General features: G+C 69.1%; 16 protein-coding genes and 3 pseudogenes. 9 read left to right on the forward strand and 10 right to left on the reverse strand.

Annotation, left to right across the window (positions count from 1 at the left end):
• Nucleotides 1-253: 253 nt before the first annotated feature.
• A pseudogene (locus tag ABZT02_RS35225) lies at nt 254-418 on the forward strand (3-hydroxyacyl-CoA dehydrogenase); the annotation flags it as partial.
• 62 nt (nt 419-480) lie between these two features.
• Nucleotides 481-633, forward strand: coding sequence for a hypothetical protein (locus tag ABZT02_RS35230; protein WP_356025018.1), 153 nt, complete (start codon nt 481-483; stop codon nt 631-633).
• A 76-nt stretch (nt 634-709) separates the two neighbouring features.
• Here ABZT02_RS35230 and ABZT02_RS35235 read toward each other — a convergent pair whose 3' ends face one another.
• The gene (locus ABZT02_RS35235) at nt 710-1,180 is read right to left on the reverse strand and encodes an Lrp/AsnC family transcriptional regulator (RefSeq protein ID WP_356025020.1); all 471 of its coding nucleotides are present in this window, start codon (nt 1,178-1,180) and stop codon (nt 710-712) included.
• Between the two features lie 102 nt (nt 1,181-1,282).
• On the opposite strand from ABZT02_RS35235, the gene ABZT02_RS35240 reads away from it, so the two are divergent.
• The gene (locus ABZT02_RS35240) at nt 1,283-1,777 is read left to right on the forward strand and encodes a DUF2000 domain-containing protein (protein ID WP_356025023.1); all 495 of its coding nucleotides are present in this window, start codon (nt 1,283-1,285) and stop codon (nt 1,775-1,777) included.
• 24 nt (nt 1,778-1,801) lie between these two features.
• A complete protein-coding gene (locus ABZT02_RS35245) occupies nt 1,802-3,481 on the forward strand; it encodes a thiamine pyrophosphate-binding protein (RefSeq protein ID WP_356025025.1) in 1,680 nt (559 codons plus the stop codon).
• Nucleotides 3,482-4,124: 643 nt separating this feature from the next.
• On the opposite strand, the gene ABZT02_RS35250 is transcribed toward ABZT02_RS35245, so the two are convergent.
• The 3 genes from ABZT02_RS35250 to ABZT02_RS35260 are packed head-to-tail and all read right to left on the reverse strand — an operon-like array spanning nt 4,125 to nt 7,534.
• Entirely contained in the window at nt 4,125-5,597 is a 1,473-nt protein-coding gene (locus ABZT02_RS35250) for an AMP-binding protein (RefSeq protein ID WP_356025027.1), read from the reverse strand.
• Nucleotides 5,598-5,634: 37 nt separating this feature from the next.
• Entirely contained in the window at nt 5,635-6,558 is a 924-nt protein-coding gene (locus ABZT02_RS35255) for an alpha/beta fold hydrolase (protein ID WP_356025029.1), read from the reverse strand.
• 7 nt (nt 6,559-6,565) lie between these two features.
• A complete protein-coding gene (locus ABZT02_RS35260; RefSeq protein WP_356025031.1) occupies nt 6,566-7,534 on the reverse strand; it encodes an enoyl-CoA hydratase/isomerase family protein in 969 nt (322 codons plus the stop codon).
• A gap of 267 nt (nt 7,535-7,801) precedes the next feature.
• Between ABZT02_RS35260 and ABZT02_RS35265 the strand changes: the two genes are divergently transcribed.
• Nucleotides 7,802-8,485 carry a TetR/AcrR family transcriptional regulator gene (locus ABZT02_RS35265; protein WP_356025156.1) on the forward strand — a complete coding sequence of 228 codons (684 nt, stop codon included), beginning with the start codon at nt 7,802-7,804 and terminating at the stop codon, nt 8,483-8,485.
• A 34-nt stretch (nt 8,486-8,519) separates the two neighbouring features.
• Here ABZT02_RS35265 and ABZT02_RS35270 read toward each other — a convergent pair whose 3' ends face one another.
• From ABZT02_RS35270 to ABZT02_RS35280, 3 genes are all read right to left on the reverse strand, one after another.
• Nucleotides 8,520-9,416 carry a short-chain dehydrogenase/reductase gene (locus tag ABZT02_RS35270; RefSeq protein WP_356025033.1) on the reverse strand — a complete coding sequence of 299 codons (897 nt, stop codon included), beginning with the start codon at nt 9,414-9,416 and terminating at the stop codon, nt 8,520-8,522.
• Nucleotides 9,417-9,787: 371 nt separating this feature from the next.
• The gene (locus tag ABZT02_RS35275; protein WP_356025035.1) at nt 9,788-10,282 is read right to left on the reverse strand and encodes a MarR family transcriptional regulator; all 495 of its coding nucleotides are present in this window, start codon (nt 10,280-10,282) and stop codon (nt 9,788-9,790) included.
• A 154-nt stretch (nt 10,283-10,436) separates the two neighbouring features.
• The gene (locus ABZT02_RS35280; protein ID WP_356025037.1) at nt 10,437-11,663 is read right to left on the reverse strand and encodes an acyl-CoA dehydrogenase family protein; all 1,227 of its coding nucleotides are present in this window, start codon (nt 11,661-11,663) and stop codon (nt 10,437-10,439) included.
• A 63-nt stretch (nt 11,664-11,726) separates the two neighbouring features.
• Between ABZT02_RS35280 and ABZT02_RS35285 the strand changes: the two genes are divergently transcribed.
• The 3 genes from ABZT02_RS35285 (at nt 11,727) to ABZT02_RS35295 (ending at nt 14,454) form a co-directional block, all read left to right on the forward strand.
• Nucleotides 11,727-12,554 (forward strand): NAD(P)-dependent oxidoreductase, encoded by an 828-nt coding sequence (locus ABZT02_RS35285; protein WP_356025040.1) that lies wholly within the window; start codon nt 11,727-11,729, stop codon nt 12,552-12,554.
• Between the two features lie 393 nt (nt 12,555-12,947).
• On the forward strand, nt 12,948-13,703 hold the full coding sequence (locus ABZT02_RS35290; protein WP_356025042.1) for an SDR family oxidoreductase: 756 nt from the start codon (nt 12,948-12,950) through the stop codon (nt 13,701-13,703).
• Between the two features lie 40 nt (nt 13,704-13,743).
• The gene (locus tag ABZT02_RS35295; protein ID WP_356025045.1) at nt 13,744-14,454 is read left to right on the forward strand and encodes a TetR/AcrR family transcriptional regulator; all 711 of its coding nucleotides are present in this window, start codon (nt 13,744-13,746) and stop codon (nt 14,452-14,454) included.
• A gap of 189 nt (nt 14,455-14,643) precedes the next feature.
• Here ABZT02_RS35295 and ABZT02_RS35300 read toward each other — a convergent pair.
• Nucleotides 14,644-14,986 (reverse strand): annotated as a pseudogene (locus ABZT02_RS35300) (alpha/beta hydrolase fold domain-containing protein); the annotation flags it as partial.
• Between the two features lie 6 nt (nt 14,987-14,992).
• Between ABZT02_RS35300 and ABZT02_RS35305 the strand changes: the two are divergent.
• Nucleotides 14,993-15,199, forward strand: a pseudogene (locus ABZT02_RS35305) (aromatic compound degradation protein PaaI); the annotation flags it as partial.
• A gap of 517 nt (nt 15,200-15,716) precedes the next feature.
• Here the strand turns inward: ABZT02_RS35305 and ABZT02_RS35310 are convergent.
• Together ABZT02_RS35310 and ABZT02_RS35315 are read right to left on the reverse strand one after the other, a co-directional pair.
• The gene (locus tag ABZT02_RS35310; protein WP_356025047.1) at nt 15,717-17,606 is read right to left on the reverse strand and encodes an AMP-binding protein; all 1,890 of its coding nucleotides are present in this window, start codon (nt 17,604-17,606) and stop codon (nt 15,717-15,719) included.
• Between the two features lie 181 nt (nt 17,607-17,787).
• Entirely contained in the window at nt 17,788-18,699 is a 912-nt protein-coding gene (locus ABZT02_RS35315) for an alpha/beta hydrolase (RefSeq protein ID WP_356025050.1), read from the reverse strand.
• Between the last annotated feature and the right edge of the window lie 743 nt (nt 18,700-19,442).

The following is a 19,442-nucleotide window of genomic DNA, read 5'->3' on the forward strand; positions in this document are numbered from 1 at the left end:
CACCCATGCCGGGGGAATCCCCTGCGCGGCCCCCTCACCGGCCTGCCTGCCCAACCGGCGAGATGCAGGCGCCCTGCCGGCCGGCCAAGTCAGGCTGGGCGGCACCGAAGCGCACCCGCTGACGAAACCTGCAGACCACCTGACTCCGGCAAGGCACCACCGCCCATCGGCCGGCCCCTTCGGACCCAGGCGCCGAGTCGGTGGCAGCCCAGTCGATCACCGGACTCTCGGGCAGGTAGGCGAGGTACCTGCGCTGCCGGAACCGGCGCGCCCGGCGCTGAGCCAGGCTGTACCTCACCCGCCTCGGCTCGGACGTCCGGAGGAATGCGCCGCCCTCGTCGACCACGTCGTCGCCAACACCATGGTCAACGGCGAGGTCATCCGCCTCGACGGGGCGCTGCGCATGGCGCGCCGCTGAACGGGCCGTGGGCCGTCCACCGGCTTGGCCTGAGCGCTCCTGTCGTTACGAGCGTTGCCGGCGTGAGCGAACGACGACGGCGTCCTCTGGCCCAGCCGGGGCGAGGGCGTCCGGCATGGGACGAGGTGTGGGGCTCGGCGCTGCCCGACGAGGCGGAGATGAACACGCCGGCCTGCCCGGCGTCGAACATGGCCATGGACTTCAGGGCCCGTTAGCGGCCTCGTCGTTGCCGGCGCCGCCGCGGATGCCTGTATCCGCTGGAGACGCCGTTCGTCAGACACTCTCTGACGATCAGCCGGCGCCGTGCGCTGGGCTGATGCCGTTGTTGGTGAGGTGCTCGTAGACGATCGAGGTGCGCACATCGGCGACCTCCGGGCGTTCGGTGAGGCGGTCGATGACGAAGGCGTAAAGACTGGCATTGTCAGGAACGGCGACGTGCAGGATGAAGTCCTCGGTGCCCGTGGTGACGAAGACGCGGAGAATGTCCGGCAGGCCCATGGCCCAGTTGCGGAAACTCTCGATCACCGGGCGGGACGGTGGTCGGACGCGCACGGCGATGAGTGCCTGAACGGGGCGCCCGATCGCGGTGAGGTCCACGTCGAGGATCGCGCCACGGATGATTCCCCGTCGGCGCAGAGCCCGCGTACGGTCGAGCGCCGTCGTCGGGGACACGCCGACTGCTGCGGCTACCTCCCGGTTGGTCTTCCGTGCATCCGACTGCAACTCCCGCAAAATCGCCGTATCAAGTTCGTCCATGGCCATGAAAAGAACCACCCGTCCGTCATAAGTACGGTCTCATTGAACTGAGTCCGTCAACATGTCTAGCATCTCGCACATCTTCCGTACGAGATGAGGAGACGAGCCATGAGTGTGGCTACGGCCAACCAGTCCGACGGCGCCGTGGTCGGCTTCGCCCCGAACGAGATCGACCTCAGCCTGTCGACCCGCGCGGCTCGCCTGAAGTGGGTGATCGTCGTCAACAGCGAGCTGCCCCCGGGCCGCGCTGCGAACGCCGCGGTCTGCGCTGCGGCTCCGACCGTGGCTCGAGTTCCCGGCCTGCTCGGGGCGGACATCTCCGACGCGACGGGGTCCGTCCACCCAGCACTGCCCTGGGTGGGCTGCTCGGTACTCGCCGCCGATCCGGCCGCGTTGCGTGCCATTCGCGAAAAGGCGGCCTCGTACGCCGACACCTTCGTCGCCGACATGCCCGCCATCGCCCAGCACACCCTCGTCTACACCGACTACGCCGCATCCGTGGAGAACACCGACAGCGCGGAGCTGGACTACTGCGCGGTCAGCATCGTCGGCCCCCGCAACCGCGTTTCCAAGATTGTCGGAAAGCTGCCCCTGCTGGGCTGAGCGCTTCCAGAAGGCAAGGACCTCATGAGCCAGGAATCCCTGTCCACCATCAGCGGATATCTGCTGGACCGTATCGCCGCGGCCGGCGTGCGCCATGTCTTCGGCGTCCCCGGCGACTACAATCTCGCCCTCCTCGACGAGATCGACGACCACCCCCTCCTGCGCTGGATCGGCAACGCGAACGAGCTCAACGCCGCCTACATGGCCGACGGATACGCGCGGCTCAACGGTTTCGCCGTCCTCGTCACCACCTACGGTGTCGGCGAACTGTCCGCGATCAACGGTATTGCCGGGTCCTACGCCGAAAGCGTGCCCGTCCTGCATGTCGTCGGCGCCCCCACCCGGGAGATCCAGCGCCGCGGCTTGCCCGTCCATCACAGTCTGCTCGACGGCGACCACGGCCATTTCCTGCGCGCTGCAGAGGAAGTCACCTGCGCCGCGGCGACTCTGACCGAGGAGATGGCGGTGCAGGAGATCGACCGGGTGGTCGCCACCGTGCTGCGGGAGAAGAAGCCGGGCTACCTGGCATTGCCCTCGGACCTGGTCGGCCTGCCGCGCCGGGGTGCCGTCGGCCCGGCGCCCGCTACCGGTTCGGCGCGCGGAAGCGCGGGGGACAGGGTGCGTGACTTCTCCGAAGCCGCGGCCCGGCTTCTGGACGACGGTGCCGAGGTCACCGTGCTCGTGGACTCCCTGGCCGCGCGCCACGGGGTCCGGCTGGAACTCGACGCACTTCTGCGCAAGGGGCGGCTGGCGGTGGCCGTCACCCCCAGCGGCAAGGGTGTCGTCGACGAATCGCTTCCTGCGTTCGTCGGCGTCTACAACGGGGCGATATCCGCGCCGGACGTTCGGCACAAGGTCGAACAGGTGGACGTGACCATCGGCGTCGGCCTGGTCGAGCACGACCTCAACACGGGCGGGTTCACCACCGGTATCGAGGCGTCCCGTCTGATCGGCATCCAGCCCTCGTACGCCACCGTCGGTGCGCAGCTCTTCGAGGGCGTCACCCTCCACCAGGCACTCGACGAGCTCGCCCGCCTGGTCCCGGCCGCCCTCGACACAGACGCACCCGCAGCCGACGCCGCCCGGTCCGTCGGCCCCGCGGCCGCCGACCCCTCCACTCCGCTCAGCCAGGACCTGCTGTGGAACCGGCTCGGCCGCTTCTTCCAACCCGGCGACATCATCGCCGCCGACCAGGGAACGGCGTTCTACGGCCTCATCGGTCAGCGCCTGCCGGCCGACGTCGAGGTCATCGCGCAGCCCGGCTGGTCCTCCATCGGCTATGGCCTGCCCGCCGTGGCGGGCGCTCAACTCGCGGCGTCGCCGGACCGGCGCGCCGTCCTGGTCATCGGGGACGGCGCGGCTCAGCTGACGGTGCAGGAGATCGGCACCGTTGCCCGCGAGGGCCTCGCCCCGGTCATCGTTCTCGTCAACAACGACGGCTACACCGTCGAACGAGCGATCAACGGATGGAACGCGGCCTACAACGACATCAGCCGTTGGGACTGGCAGGCCGTCCCCGGCGCTCTCGGCGCCGACGCCGTCACCGCGCAGGCCCGCACGCTCGGCGAGCTCGACGACGCACTCGCCCGGCTCTCGGCGCATGTCGATCGCATCAGATTCCTCGAAGTGATCGTCGGCAAGCACGATCTGCCACAAGTACTCAGCGACACAGCCAGGGCGGTGGCGGAGCGCAACACCCGCTGAGAGGTCTCTCGGGACCGCCAAGGGGGAGGGGACGGCGGACACCGCCACGGACCTGGTCGCGGGAGCGCGAGCCCGTCGGCCTCCGACGCGCCGAGCGCCCCGTTCGCCCTGGTCACCAAGTGGCGCGCACGCTCGCCGGGTTCGTGCTCACTTCCGCGCTCGGGGTTGGCCAGGCCTGGGCAGCGTGCGCGGACGCGCTGGTACTCGCTGCCCAGGCGCCAGCCCAGCGCCGCACCGCCCGGACGGCACTGCTGTGGTCCGCCTCGTCATGAACTGCGAGGATCGGTGATCCTGACCGACTGTCGGCACCCGACCCGGCTGGAGCGGCCTGAGCCGGTCAACGGGAGGCCCTCGGCTTGCTCCCTGGCCTCCGACCCGGTCTCCACCGGTTGTTGCTGAGATCCCTCGCGGTCTCCGACCTCGGAGCGAGCGCACCGGTCAGGCTGGGCGGCGACGGCCCTCACCGCCGCCCAGCACGCCACGGGGCTGAGCCACCCTTGCGAGCGACTCCGCAGATGTCCCCGGCAGGTCGGACGCGTGGCGAAGCTCGCGAGGTTCCCGGGAGCCCCGGGACTGGCACTCGGCCCCTGGCACGGAGCTGAGGGCCGCCACCGGAGACAGCCCACGGCGCCATCCGTGGAGGTCAGGACCGCGCGGAGACATCGGCGTGGGCAGCGCGCAGCGAGACCTTGTCGATCTTGCCGACCGCGTTCTTCGCGATGGCTTCCACCACGTAGAACGCGGTCGGGCGCTTGAAGCCGGTGAGGCTGTGCGCGCAGAGCTCCTGCAGTGCCGTCGGATCGACGGTCTGGCCCGGTCGGGGCTGGACGTAGGCGACGACCACTTCTCCCCATTTCTCGTCGGGAACGCCGATCACGGCGGCCTCGAGTACCGACGGGTCACCGGCGAGGACGTCCTCGATCTCCTTGGGGTAGATGTTCTCCCCACCGCGGATGATCATGTCTTTCGAACGTCCGACCAGGGTCAGGTATCCGTCGGCGTCGAGCCGGCCCACGTCGCCGGTGTGCAGCCAGCCGTCGACGATGACCTTGGCTGTTTCTTCCGGGCGGCCGAGGTAGCCCCGCATGACGTTGGGGCCCCGCACGACGACCTCTCCCTCCACGCCCGGCGGCACCTCGGCGCCGTCGACGTCAAGGATCCGGATCTCCTGGCCGGGGAAGGGCAGCCCCACTGTTCCGGCGCGTTGGGGGCCGGCGACGGGGTTGATGGTGGAGCCGCAGGTTCCTTCGGACAGGCCGTACCCCTCGACGAGCGGGAACCCGTACCGGGTCTCGAACCGGGTCAGCAGTTCGGCGGAGGCGGGTGCCGCGCCGCAGACTCCGAAGCGCAGGGACGAGGTGTCGGGGCGGACCTGGTCCGGAAGCGCCGCGAGCATGCTGTAGATCGTCGGCACGGCGCTGAAGAAGGTGGGGCGCTCGCGCTCGACGACGTCGAAGAAGGTCTCGGGATGGAACCGGTCGGCGATGACGGCGCTCGCGCCCGCCAGCAACGGTATGAGGGTGCTGACCACGATGCCGTTGACGTGGAAGAGCGGCAGGATCAGCAGGCACCGGTCGTCCGGCCCGACCTCCAGCGCCCGACGCCCCATGTCCGCCATGGCATCGATGTTGGCGTGATCGAGCATCACCCCTTTGGGAACCCCGGTCGTGCCGCTGGTGTAGATGAGGAGGGCCAGCGCGGACGGGTCCGCAAGGGGTGCTTGATCAGGCTCCGCCGCTGCGTGGTGCAGTTCGCCGACGGCGAGGACGGCAGTCCCGTCCGCCACGGCGGCCTCACCGTCCTCGCTCACCAGGAGGCGTGCGCCGGAGTCTGTGAGCTGTCGGGCCACTTCGACGTCGGTCATGCTCGGGTTGACCGGCGTGACGGTGGCGCCGAGCCGCCAGGCGGCGAACAGCAGGAGCACGAACTCGACGCGATTGGTCAGCTTGAGGGCCACGACATCGCCGGGGCCGATCCCGAGGTCCTGGAGGTGTCGTGCGGCCGCCTGGACGCGACGCAGCAGCTGAACGTTGGTGAGGGCCTGTCGGCCGTCCGAGACCGCGGCCCCGTCAGGATCGAGGGCCGCGCGACGGTCGGGCAGAGAAGCGAAATTCATGGCGAGGGCGTACCTGTCTCGGTGTGATGCGATCCGGTCACGCAGCTGACGCGGCGGCTGCCGGGGCCAGCTGGCGGGTGAGGAACTCGATCTGGTCGCGCACCAGTACTTCGAAGGTCTCGCCGGTGTAGAAGTCGAAGTGGCCGGCGTCGTACCTCTTGATCTCTCCCTTGGGTGCGGTGCGCGCGTAGCGGAGGGTCTGGGCGGGAGGCGTGACGGAGTCGGTGTCGCTGACGCAGAAGAGGATCGGGATGGTGATCTTCTTGGCCGCGCGCCCGGGCCGGTAGGCGAGGATGGTCGGGATGACCCTCGCCGTCACCTCGTTGCGGAATGTCGTTCCCGCGGGCTGCAGCGCCTGGTATCCGGGCAGGGCGTCCGGGGCGTTCATGAGGGCCGACGAGCCGGGGGCGGCTGCGATCGGAACCATCACCGGCGGCTTTCCGCGACCTCTGGCAGCCAGATCGCGGGCTACCACCGGGAGGACCTTGAGCGAGGCGGCAGGACCCAGCGCGAGCGCCGAGGCGAGACCGTCGGTGAAGGGGCACTGCGCCACGGCCGCGCGCAGTTCGGGGTGGCGTGAGGCGACGGTGATGGCGTGGCCGCCGCCGAACGAGCTGCCCCATACGGCGATGCGAGTGCGGTCGACGTCCGTGCGGGCCTTGACATAGGCGATGGCGGCGTCCCAGTCGGTGAGCTGACGCTTGATCGACAGGAGCTGGCGGGGGTGGCCTCCGCTGTCGCCGAAGTGCCGGTAGGTGAAGGCCACGGCGGCGATTCCGGCCTGTGCGAAGCGCTCGGCGAAGGCGTCCAGGCGCATCTCGCGGACGGCGCCGAGGCCGTGTCCGAGGATGACGACGGGCGCAGACGTGACGCCCGTGGGGAGGTAGAGCCAACCGGCACAGGTGCTGTCGCCGGAAGGGAACGTGATGTCGTGACGGGTGAAGGACTGCGCGGTGGTCATTGTCGGCTCACCGCCCGTCCGTCGGGCGACGACCCGGCACGCTGCCCGACGCGAGGGACCGCGCGTAGGTGCCGGGTGTGTAGAGCGGGAGTTCGCCGGTGGCGCCCGTCGTCTCCATGTAGTCCTGCATGAGTTCCTGACTTTCCTTCGACATGATCCTGGCGAAGAACTCGGCGCGTTCGACATGCAGGCCCTCCTCCAGCGACAGGGAGCCGCCGAAGTACACCGCCCTCTTGGCGGCCTCGACCGTGGCCTTCGACCGCTTTCCGAAGTGCTCAGCGAGTTCGACCGCCTGCGCGACCACCTTGTCCTGCGCGACGACCGTGTCCACCGCCCCATTGGCGAGGGCCTCCGCGGGCGTGAACGGCTTGCCTTCGAGAATCGCGGCCAGGGACCGGTGGGTGCCGATCAGGCGGGTCAGCCGCTGGGTGCCGCCTCCCCCCGGGATGATGCCGAGGAGGATCTCCGGCTGGCCGATGAAGAAGTCCCCGTCCGCCATGACCCGCAGATCGCACGCCCAGGCGAACTCCGCGCCGAGCCCCAGAGCCGAACCGTTGAGGGCGGCCACGAAGAGGACGCCACTGCGGTTCATCCGGAGGAAGGTCGAGTGCAGACGCTCCAGCTGGAGGGCCCCCCGCATCGGGGTCCTGCGCAGCACGGCTCCGAGGAGACGGGACCGGTCCACGTGCTTCGCCATGCGTACGACGGCGGCGGCACCGCGCCGGCCGACCGTGGGGCTGCTGGCGCCACCTTCCTGCAGCCACCGGACCGCGGCATGGCTGACGAATCGCTCGGGATGTGCCCCGGTGAAGACGACGGCACGGACGTTCGGATCACGGTCGGCTCGGGTCACCAGCTTTTCCAGCTGCTGGGCGATGTCGAGGCCGAACTCCTGGTGCGGGCCGCCGTCGACCCGGACGACCAGGACGGACCCGCGGTCCTCGATCGCCAGATGGCCCTTGTCTTTGTATGGCATGAGTTCTGCTCCTGTGCTGAGTTCATGGGGTGGAAGGCGCATGGGGGTGGAAGGCCCCTGGGGACAGCCATGGATGCGCGGCGATGAGGTCGAGTCCGCCCCGACACGCTGTGCCGTACAAGGTGGCGGGAGACTGGACCAGCGCTGACGTGTCCGAGGACGAACGTCGTATCCAGGTCGGCACGTCACACGCGATGTGTACTATTGCCGTGAAGAATTACATAACCAAGTTATTACGGGTGTGTCAACGGTGGAGGCGTGCGGAACATGGCAGGGCGGGCGAGAGTCGACGACGCACCGGAACGGCTTGTGCGGGCGGCCGTCGGTCTGCTGGCCGAACAGGGTCCGTCGGCTCTGAAGGTGCGCGCGGTGGCGTCCGCGAGCGGACTGTCGACGATGGTGGTCTACAGCCACTTCGGTGGGATTCCGGAGCTGATGAGTGCTGTTGCCGACCACGGGTTCAAGGAACTCGGCAGAGCGTTCGCCCAGGTGCCGGTGACGGAGGACCCGATCGCCGAACTCCTGGCCATGAACTTGAGCTGCCGTCGGCTGGCCCGCGAGAACCCTCACCTCTATGACCTGATGTTCGGGCTGTCCACCCGGGCGACGTACCGGCCTCTGCCGGACACGGACCTTCGCCTGAGCGGGCATTCCCCGGCCTTTCGTGAGGCCCACGCTCATGTCACCGCGGCATGCGAACGGCTCGTGGACTCCGGCAGGATCGAGCGGCAGGAACCCGAGGTCGTCGCCGCCCAGCTGTGGAGTTTCGTGCACGGCTACATCACCCTCGAACTGGCCGAGCACTTCGTCGAGTTCGACGACGCCGTGGCGCGGGTGCTCCTGCCGATGGGCGTGAACTTCTGTGTCGGGCTGGGTGACAAGCGGGAACGTGCCGAGGCCTCCCACGAGGCCGGCCTGCGCTTGTACGACTCGATCGTCCAAGGCCGCTGAGAGGGTGGGCGGTCGGGTGCCGTCCCGGGCGTGACTAGGACGACCTGGTCTCGGCGGCAGGGGTATCGGCCCCTGGGGTGAGCTGGTCGTGCCTGCCCAGCGCTGCGACCTCGCGTTCGAGCGAGGGAACCGCCCGGGCGACGAAGCGCCTCGCCCAGGGCCAGGCCAGCGGTGAATTCAGCGCCGCCTTGGCCCAGTTGGCCACGACGACCGCGCGTGGGACGTACACCCGGCTGCGTCGGCGCGCGAGCCCGTCGACGATCGCGGCGGCCGCCCGGTCGGCGCTGGTGGTGACGTTGCCCGGATAGGGCAGTCGCGCGCGCATGCCCTGGAACGAGGGGAGGTCCGCCTCGGCGCCCCGGACCAGGTCCGTGTTGATCCAGGAGGGGTGCACCACGCCGACCGTGATCCCCAGGTGTGCCACCTCCCGGCGGTAGGTCAGGGCGAGCAATTCGGCCCCCGCCTTGCTCGCGCCGTAGGAGGCCATCGCGGGCAGCGGCATGAACGACAGTGCGGACGCCACGACCAGCACATGGCCACGGCTGCGTTCCAGATGGGGCGTCGCGTACTTGAGGGTGCGGAACACGCCGTTCAGATTGATGTCCAGGACCCGCTCGAACGACGCCTCGTCCGTCTGCCGCACCGTCCCGTACGCCGCGACGCCGGCGTTGGCGACGACGAGGTCGATGCCGCCCATGACGTCAGCGGCCTCGTCGATCGCCGTCCGCAGAGCGGTGCCGTCGCGCACATCGGCCTCACGCCAGGCGGCGGCGGGACCCAGCTCGTCGGCGAGGGCGCGCAACCGATCGGCTTCGAGGCCTATCACGGTCACCCGGGCCCCTCGGGCGGCGGCCAGCCGGGCCACCTTCTCGCCGATGCCGCGTGCCGCTCCGGTAACAACCAGCTTCTTGCCCAGCAAGTCACGTTTCATGGCGGCAACATAACTTCGTTATTGAAGAAGCACAAGGGTCCGCGCACCGCTCGTGCCCGGCCCATCTGCTCTGTCTCAAGACTGGACGAACCTATGCTGGCCCTCATCAGGCGGACATCCTTTGCGCAGTGGCCCTGCTCGATCGCGCGGACCATGGATCTGCTCGGGACTGGTGGACGCCGCTGGTGCTGCGAGAGGCCTTCTACGGGATCCGGCGGTTCGACGCGTTCCAGGAAGTCGCTCGGGATCGCGCGCAACACGCTGACGGACCGGCTGCGCCGGCTGGTGGGCGCGGGGCGCCTTCGTGTCCGGGGAGTGGCTGTAGAAGGTGCCCTCGCGCCCCGGACGGTGGAGATCTCCTCCTGCTGCTGTTAAGCCTTTTTCGCGCCGCTCTGCTCTCTGAGAGCGTCGAACATGGCGGTGAGAGCGGGACTCTCGGCGAGGCTGCTCAACAGGGTGTGGAGCGAGTGCCGTTCAGTGGTGCCCAGGTCGGCGAGGATTTCGCTGTCGAGACCGACGAGGGTGCGGTTGAGGTCGGCCAGGACCTTGCGCCCGTCGTCGGTGATGTCGACGGCGTACCGGCGTCGGTCCTGAGGATCGCGTGTCCGCTCGGCGTATCCGGCCCGCTCCAGGTCGTCAAGACTCGTCACCATCGTCGCCGGGTCGATGCGCAGGAACGAGCCGAGCGCCAGTTGCGGCATGGCTCCATTGTCGGCCAGGGCCTGCAGCACGCTGTAGTGACGCACGCGCAGGCCGGTACCGCAGATGCCGTCTTCGGCGATCCTGAAGGCCACCTGCCCGAGTTTGACCAGCAGGCAGATGGTGTGTTCGGCCACTGTCCCCGGTACCAGCGGAGCCTCGGACATCGTTTATCCCGCCTATGGTTAGCCCTGCGTATCGTCTGGCTCCATCGTACGAGAAGGCCTGAGGTGGCCGGACCCATGAGGTGACCGGACCGGGGCAGCGATGCGATCTCGGTGCGCTGAATGGGGGCTCGAGGGCAGGGAATGCGCGGGGCCGTCAGCCGACGATGGTCCGGCCGAAGATCTGCCGGGCGATGACCCACTTCTGGATCTCGTTCGTGCCCTCGTAGATCTCGCCGATCTTGCTGTCCCGGTAGATCGCCTCGACGGGGCCAGGGCTTCCGTCGGCGCCCAGTTCGCGGGCGAAGCCGAGGCCTCCGAAAGCCTGGACGGCGTCGCGCGCCATGTCCACCGACAGCTTGGTGGCGTAGTACTTCGCCATCGCGGCCTCGGGTTCCGGGGACGGGTTGCCGGCGTCCAGGCGCAGGGCGGCCTTGGTGACGAGGGTGCGGGCGTTGTCGATCTCGGTGGCCCGCTCGGCGAGCAGGAACTGCCAGTGCTGGTTGGCGGCCACCGGCTTGCCGAAGGCGTGTCGCGTCGACAGGTGGGCCACGGTGTGGTCGAAGGCGGCCTGCGCCATGCCGACCCCGGCGGCCGCGATGCCGATCCGGCCGTAGGTCAGTGTGGACAGTGCGTGGCGCAGTCCCTGTCCCTCGGCGCCGCCGAGAAGGTCGTCGTCGGACAGGTGTACGTCCGTGAAGCGGATGTCCGCGGTGAGCTGGCCGCGGTTGCCCATCTTGCGGTCGGCGAGGCCGACTTCCACGCCCGGGAGCGTTGTGTCGACGATGAACATGCTCAGCCGCTCGCCGGTGCGGGCGAGAACCACCACGAACCCGGCCACGGGCGAGTTGGAGATCCACCGCTTGTGGCCGTTGAGCACCCAGCCGGTCTCGGTGCGTACGGCCTCGGTCCGGACGGCCTGCGGAGACAGGTCGCTGGAGGCGTCCGGCTCGGTGGTGGCGAACGCGCCGACCACCGAGCCCTCCGCGACCTTGGGCAGCCAGCGCTGCTGCTGCTCCTGGGTGCCCTGCCGCAGGGCGTTGCCCGCCAGGATGCAGTGCACGTCGAAGACGGCCGCGACGCTGCTGGAGTAGTAGGCCAGTTCCTCGATCGCCGCGGCGGTGGCGCTCGCCGGATGGGTCAGACCGTCGCCGCCGACCTCGCCGGGGAAGGGGATCCGGAAAACCCCCGTCTTTGCGAGCGCGTCGAACACCTGCCGGGGGAAGCCGTCGGTGCGCTCGTCGCCGTTCGCGATCGCCGCGGCGTGCGGAGCCACTTCCTGCTCCGCGATCCGGCGCACGGCGGCACGTACGGACTGGGTCTCTTCGGGGGCGAGGAGCTCGTGGTAGAGCCGGTCGCTCTGGTGTGCGGGAGTGGAAGTCATGCGCGGACGATATCATTCGTGCCACATATGATTAGTTCCCCAATCGATTGTGGAGGTTCGACCATGACACGGACGCTGGCCGGCAAGACCGTCCTGATGTCGGGAGGCAGTCGCGGCATCGGTCTCGCCATCGCCCTGCGCGCGGCCCGCGATGGCGCGAACGTGGTGATGCTCGCCAAGACCGCCGTACCGCATCCGAAGCTCGAAGGCACGGTCCACACCGCGGTCGAGGAGATCGAGCGCGCGGGCGGCAAGGGGGTCGCCGTCGTCGGTGACGTCCGCAACGAGGACGACGTACGCACCGCCGTCAACGCCGCGGTCAGTGCCTTCGGTGGCATCGACATCGTGGTGAACAACGCCAGCGCGATCGACCTGTCGTCGACGGAGCAGCTGGAGATGAAGCGGTACGACCTGATGCAGGACATCAACACGCGAGGCACGTTCCTGCTGAGCAAGGCCGCGATCCCGCACCTGCGCGCGGCGGACAACCCGCACATCCTCACCCTCTCGCCGCCGTTGAACCTCGCGCCGCACTGGGTGGGCAGGCATCTCGGTTACACGCTCTCGAAGTACGGGATGAGTCTGTGCACCATCGGGCTCGCCGAGGAACTCGCCGCCGACGGCATCGCCGCCAACTCGCTGTGGCCGCGAACCCTGATCGACACCGCCGCCGTACGCAACGTGGTCGGCGGCGCCGGGCAGGCCCGTAGTCCGCAGATCATGGCTGACGCCGCGTACGCCGTCCTCACGCGTGACGCGCGCAAGTGCACCGCCAACCTGTTCATCGACGACGAGGTCCTGTTCGACGAAGGCGTCACCGACCTGTCCGTCTACAGCCGTGCCGGATTCGAGGGTGATCTCGCGCTCGACATATTCGTCGACGCTGCCTGATCCCGCTCGGTTTCGAGGCGGGGCACCCCGCTCGCGCAGCGACGATCCGTGCCGCCGGTGCGCAAGGCGTGCGCAACTCGAATGCCATGTCGCGGCCGTCGGTGAGGAGTCGGGAGATGGTGGTCTTCCCAACCCGGGCGGCCACGCACAAATCTCGCGGCGCTCATCGGGCTCTGGGCATACCGGCGGGGCGCTGAAACGGCGTCCCGCGGCGTGGATCTCAGGAGCTTCGGTCGCCGGAAGTGGCCCGCTCGCTCGCCACCTTCCCGGCACAGCAGAACCACCCCCGGTCACCGATGGTAAGTGGATCGACTTGCCTTCGGGGTGTTGCGGGAGCTACCTTCGAGTGGTGAGTCCATCGACTTACCTTCGACTCGGCAAGGAACAATCATCATGAATCGTCTTGCGGGCAAGCGCGCCCTCATCACCGGCGGAACGAGCGGGATCGGCCTGGAGACCGCCCAGCGTTTTATCGCGGAGGGGGCCGACGTGCTGGTCACGGGCGTCACCCCGGCCAGCATCGACAGGGCGCGGGAGATCCTCGGGGACAAGGTGCCGGTGGTGCAGGCCGATGCACGCGATCTCGACGCGCAGCGCGGCCTGGCCAAGCAGGTGGGTGAGCACTTCGGGGAGCTGGACGTGGTGTTCCTGAACGCCGGTGTCTCGGACTGGCGGCCGTTCGAGGAGCACACGGAGGACAGTTTCGACCGGCTCTTCGACATCAACGTCAAGAGCGTCTTCTTTCTCACTCAGGCCCTGGTGCCCGTGCTGGCCAACCCGTCCTCGGTCATCCTCAACGCGTCCAACAGCGCGCACGGCGGCTACGGGCATTCGAACGCCTACGCCGCGACAAAGGCGGCTATCGGCTCTCTGATGCGGTCGTGGAACGCGGACCTGCTCAGGTCGCACGGCATCCGGTTCAACGCGGTCAGCCCCGGCCCGGTGGACACCCCGCTGTACTCCAAGCTCGGGATCGAGGACCCCGCGGTACAGACGGCGGTGCTGGAGGGGATCAGCGCCGGCATCCCGCTGGGTCGCATGGGTCTGCCCGAGGAGGTCGCGGAGGCCGTCGTGTACCTGGCCTCCGATGCCTCCGCCTTCGCGGTGGGCCAGGACCTTATCCTGGACGGCGGCCAGACCGTCCTCTGACAGCGGGGACGCGGCCGGAAGTAGAGCGAGGTGCGTGGGTATGTCGGTGGCGGGCCGAGCGGAGGCCGGTGGCGATACGTGCCAGGCAGGGTATGACGCGCAGACCAAAGCCGGGTATCACGCGCAGATCAAAGCGGAGAACCGTGCGCGTATTATCCGCGCCGCCCGCGACCTCTTCCTCGCCCGGGGATACGACAAGACCTCCCTGGCTCAGATCGCCAAGGAGGCCCGCGTCTCCACCGGCACCCTCTTCAAGCGGTACCCCTCCAAGGCTGCGCTGTTCGCGGCCGTCACCTCCGAACAGTGGCAGCTGGATGTGGAGTACGCCGAACCGCCCCCGCCCGGTGATCCCCGGTATGGTCTGGACCACATCGGCCGTGACTACGCCTGCCTGGTCGCGCGGCCGGGCACGGCGGCGCTGTGCCGCCTCATCATCACCGAGCTGCCCCAGATGCCGGAACTCGCCGACATCGTCGGCACCGGCTTCGCCATCGACCGCGGACCCTTCTTCGACCGGCTCCGCGACTACCTGGACGCCGAGGCACAGGCTGGCACACTCGACTTCCGTTCGGCCGACGGACAGCCACAGTCGGCATCCGAAGTCGCCGAACAGTTCCTCGGCATGATCTGCAGCCAGTTCCTGTGGCCCCAGCTTGTACGGACCGACTTCGTCCCGCCCAACCCCACCGACGCCGCGATCGTGGACGAAGCCGTCGCCCTCATGCTCAGCCGCTACAGCACCGGATCCTGACCGTCGGACCACCTGTTCACGTCATCCCTGCCATGACAGCTGCGGGCAGGGGTGACTCGACCGGCAACGAACACGGGCGAGCGCGACCGGCGCTTCCTCTGACCAACAGCGGCAGTCGGCCGAGCCGGGTCGGCACTCCGCACCGTCTAGTCCGTCGGCCGCGTGCCCCTCGGGCTCCAGCCTGCCCCATTACTCCGCGAGCAGTCGGCGCAGCCACTCCATCCGGGCCGTCGGGCAGGCCTGGGAAAGGGTTGCCTGGGGGCGAGGCCGTCAAAGCCGTGGAAGCCGCCGGGCCAACGTGGAGCTCGGCGACTCCGCCGGCCTGCCACAGGCGGGTGGCGTAGGTGACGACCTCGTCGCGGAACGTCTCGGCCGAGCCGACGTCGAGGAAGACCGGTGGCAGCCCGGACAGATCCTCCGCGCGGGTTGGGGCGGCGTACGGGGAGACGTCCGGGCCGCCGCGCCGCTCGCCGAGCAACGCGGTCCACCCGGTCTCGTTGGCCGTGCGGTCCCACACGCCGAGGCCCGCCATCGCGTGGCGTACACCTCGCTGGACTTGACGGTGAAGTTCCTGCGGCGGATCACCGTGGACACGGGCACGGTGCGGGCGATCGGCACGGTTGTCAGCCAGAGTCGTCAAACCGCCCTCGCGCAGGCGCAGTTGTTCGACGGGACGGACCGGCCGCTCGCGCAGCATGCCACCAGTAGCTGCATGCTCTTCCCGGTGCCTTCCTCTCAAGGGTGACCCTCAGCGGCAACCGGTGAATCGAGCCTTGCCCCACACGCACCGATGCCTCACCCCTCCTCCGCCTCCTCCCCTCTCACTGTTTGACCTGCGCGGGGTGATCTCTGTGCGGCGATGCCGGACTCGACCGCGGGGGCGCAGGGTCATGAGCGATGTTCGCCGCTGCTGTGGGGGCGATCTCCTGGACGGCAGCAGTTCGTCGTCGAAGGGGTCTGCCGTTTGACGGCGGACGAACGGTGCGAGTCCCAGCGGGCTTCCGCGGGCCCACTGCGGGACCAGGAGCATGGAGTGCGGGCCCCGGGCGCCCGGGGTGGGCTCATGGCCCGCCGACATCGCCGGCCGGACATCGTGTGTGTCTACCCTGGCGTCGGGTGCCGGGTCCGGACAGCCGTCCGGGGCCGCCTGGGCGGTCCGGCGGAACGTCGCAGGACTGTCCACCGCGTGCGAGGTGATCGACACCGACGTCGTCCGTCGGGGTGGAACGTGCTTCTTGTGGCTCATGTCCTGGGGCAGCCGTTCACGGCGTGTGATCGGTGCGGCGGAGGACCGGGCGCAGGGTTTCGATGACGCCGGGGTCGTCCACTGTGGAGGGGATGGGTTCGTCGTGGCCGTCGGCGATGCCGCGCATCGTCTTGCGCAGGATCTTTCCCGAACGGGTCTTGGGCAGGGCCGGTACGACCGTGACATCCTTGAGGGAGGCGACGGCGCCGATGCGCTCGCGGACGAGTTGGACGAGTTCGGCCTCGACCTCGCCCGACGCGCGGCTGGTGCCGGCTTTCAGGACGACGAAGCCGCGCGGGATCTGTCCCTTGAGGGCGTCGGCGACGCCGATGACGGCGCATTCGGCGACGTCGGGATGGGCGGCGAGGGCTTCTTCCATGCTGCCGGTGGACAGCCGGTGTCCGGCAACGTTGATGACGTCGTCGGTGCGGCCCATGACGAAGACGTAGCCGTCGTCGTCGATGTGACCGCTGTCGCCGGTGAGGTAGTAGCCGTCGTTGGCGGAGAGGTAGGAGGCGACGTAGCGGTCGTCGTCGTTCCAGAGGGTGGGCAATGCGCCGGGCGGCAGGGGGAGCTTGACGACGATCGCGCCGTCGACGCCCGCGGGTACGGGCTCGCCCGAGGGGGCGAGGACACGGACGTCCCAGCCCGGGAGCGGGCGGGTGGGGGAGCCGGGTTTGAGGGGAGCGGTTTCGATGCCGACCGGGTTGGCGACGATGGGCCAGCCGGTTTCGGTCTGCCACCAGTGGTCGATGACCGGGATGCCCAGGAGCGCGCTTGCCCAGTGATAGGTCTCGGGATCGAGGCGCTCGCCGGCGAGGAAGAGGTACCGCAGGCCGCTCAGGTCGTAATCGGCGATGAGTGTCCCCCTCGGGTCCTCCTTGCGGATGGCGCGGAAGGCGGTGGGCGCGGTGAACATGGTCTTGGCCCGGTGCTCGGCGGCCACGCGCCAGAACTGGCCGGCGTCCGGTGTGCCGACCGGTTTGCCCTCGTACAGCACTGTGGTGGCGCCGGCCAGCAGGGGCGCGTAGACGATGTACGAGTGCCCGACGACCCAGCCGACGTCGGAGCCGGTGAACATGGTCTCGCCGGGGCCCACGTCGTAGACGGCGCCCATCGACCAGTGCAGGGCGACCGCGTAGCCGCCGCAGTCGCGTACGACTCCCTTGGGTTTTCCGGTCGTTCCGGATGTGTAGAGGATGTAGAGGGGATCGGTGGCGGGTACGGGAACGCAGTCGGCCGGGGACGCGGCGGCGATCAGATCAGTCCAGTCGAGATCGTCGGGCCCCAACTCGGCCGGTTCCTGCGGGCGTTGCAGGATCACGCTCTTCTGTGGCTTGTGGACCGCGAGTTCGATCGCCCGGTCGAGCAGGGGCTTGTACGCGATGACCCGCTTGCCTTCGATTCCGCAGGACGCGGAGACCACCACCTTGGGCTCGGCGTCGTCGATGCGCAGGGCGAGTTCACGCGGGGCGAACCCGCCGAAGACGACCGAGTGGACCGCGCCGATCCGTGCGCAGGCGAGCATCGCGACGACGGCCTCGGGGACCATCGGCATGTAGATGACGACCCGGTCGCCGTGTCCCACGCCGAGCCCCGCCAGAGCTCCGGCGAAGGCCGCCACCTCGTCTCTCAACTGCGCGTAGGTGTGGGTGCGCCGGGTGTCGGTCACGGGGGAGTCGTAGACGAGCGCGGGCTGTTCACCTCGGCCGGCGGCCACGTGCCGGTCGAGTGCGTTGAAACAGACGTTGAGCCGTCCGTCGGGAAACCAGCGGTAGAAGGGCGCGCCCGAGGAGTCCAGGGCGCGGTGCGGAGCGACATCCCAGTCGATGCCTTCCGCCGCCTTCAGCCAGAAGCTCTCCGGGTCCTCGGTACTGGCGCGGAAGACATCCTCGTACGTTCCCATCGCGCACTCCTTTGTGGCATCGGGACGGTGGTGTGGTTGCGGGCGGAACGGTGTCGGACACAAGTACCGCATGCCGGCCGGCGTGGTCGAGCAGGATGCCGGTAACCGGTGAACCCGGTCACCGGCATCGCGGTGGTGCGGCGGCCTGGCGGACAGGCCTGACGTCAGGCGCGGCTTTCGCTCACGCGCCGAGGTGCGTGCGGAGCCACTGGCCCATCTGCCCGATGGCCTGGTCCACCTCGGGTACGCGTCCGGCGCCCATGATGAACGAGTGCTGCCCTTCGGGCATCGCGTGGGTCTCGGTGGTGACCTTGAAGTCCGCGAGGCGGCGGCCGAGCTGGGCCCCGTCGTCGGCGAGGGTCTCGTACTCACCGTAGTGGACGAGCGTGGGCGGCAGGCCGGTCAGGTCGGCGTGCACGAGGCTGATCTGCGGGTCGGCGAAGTCCACGGCCGGGTCCTGCAGCCAGGCTCGGCGGAAGAACTCCAGGGACCCCCGGCTGAGCATCTTGTCGTTCGTCTCGTTGGCGTCCACCGCCGGGTTCTGGATCGTGAGGTCGGTCCAGGGGGAGACGCTGACGATCGCGCCGGGCGTGGCCTCGCCCTTGGCGAGCAGGCGCAGCGGCAGCATCACCGCGAGGGTGCCGCCGATCGAGTGGCCCGTACTGCCGATGTTCCGCGGCTCGTAGCCCTGGGCGAGCAGCCAACGGTAGGCGGTCTCGGCGTCGTCCAGCTGTGCCGGGTAGGGGTGTTCGGGCGCCAGGCGGAAGTCCACGACGAGCGAGCGGGCGCCGGCCGCCTTCGCGATGTGGCCCGCGGCCTTGCGGTCGGAGTGCATGGAGGCCGCGACAGACCCACCGAAGTGGAAGTGGAGCAGCGCGCGGTCGGGGTCGGCACCCTCGGGGATGGCCCACAGTGCGGGGACGCCGCCTGCGTCCACTTCGGCGTAGGTGACGCCTTCCGGCTCGGTCGACGCCTTGTGGCTCGAGTCGATGATGTCGCGGATGACGGCCAGGTCGAGGCCCGGTGTCGACGACTTCGCGCTCACACTCGCGAGAAACTCCGCGAACTCGTGTGCCTCTGCGCTTATTCCCATGGTGATGCTCCTTCTCACACTGGTGCCGTGCCGGGTTCCCCTGCGGCAGCCGGGTCGATCGCTGGTCATGACACTACTGGCTGAGTATAGAAAAGTAAACTCAGTCGCATTGGGGTCACCCTGATGGATGCAAGGAGATCCTTCAGGGCATCGGAGATGGGCCCCGTCCCGACCGGGGAGCACGTCCAGCGGCTCGATCGCCCGGACCCCGGGGGCCGTCGGTGAGACGTAGAGGGCTCTGATCCCGTGGAGATCCGGTACGGCGTGTCCCTGCCGGAGTGCTTGCGGAGACTGCATCTGACCTGCGGCGCAACGGTTGCGTCGACCACTTGTCGGCTGGGCCGCCCGCGAGTTCGCCTTCACCCTTCAGGTGGTCACTGAGAACGACGCCTGGAGCGGATGCGGGAGGGCGGTGCTGTGGGCGCACTTGTGTCTACTGGAGCTGCGGACGGCCCCGCAGCACACCGAGGAGGGAGAGCGGCAAAGGAGCCGCCTTCTGCACTGACGAGGCAACGGCAAGTCCCCCGCCGGTCCTCTCGCGAAGCGATCAACCCCCCAGAACTTCTACCGCTGCAGATCGGCGGCCCGGGGTCCGAGTTCCCTTCCCGTCAGGACCCTGTACTGCAGGCCGCGAAGCTCGAGTTCGGAATCCTGGGGTGAGCTGACGCTGCCGAGCCACCCGAGAACGAACACTGCAGGTACGGAAACCAGGCCTGGGGTCTGGAACGGATACCAGTCGAAGT

The organism is Streptomyces sp. NPDC005402 (genome assembly GCF_040606575.1).
Lineage (GTDB): Bacteria > Actinomycetota > Actinomycetes > Streptomycetales > Streptomycetaceae > Streptomyces.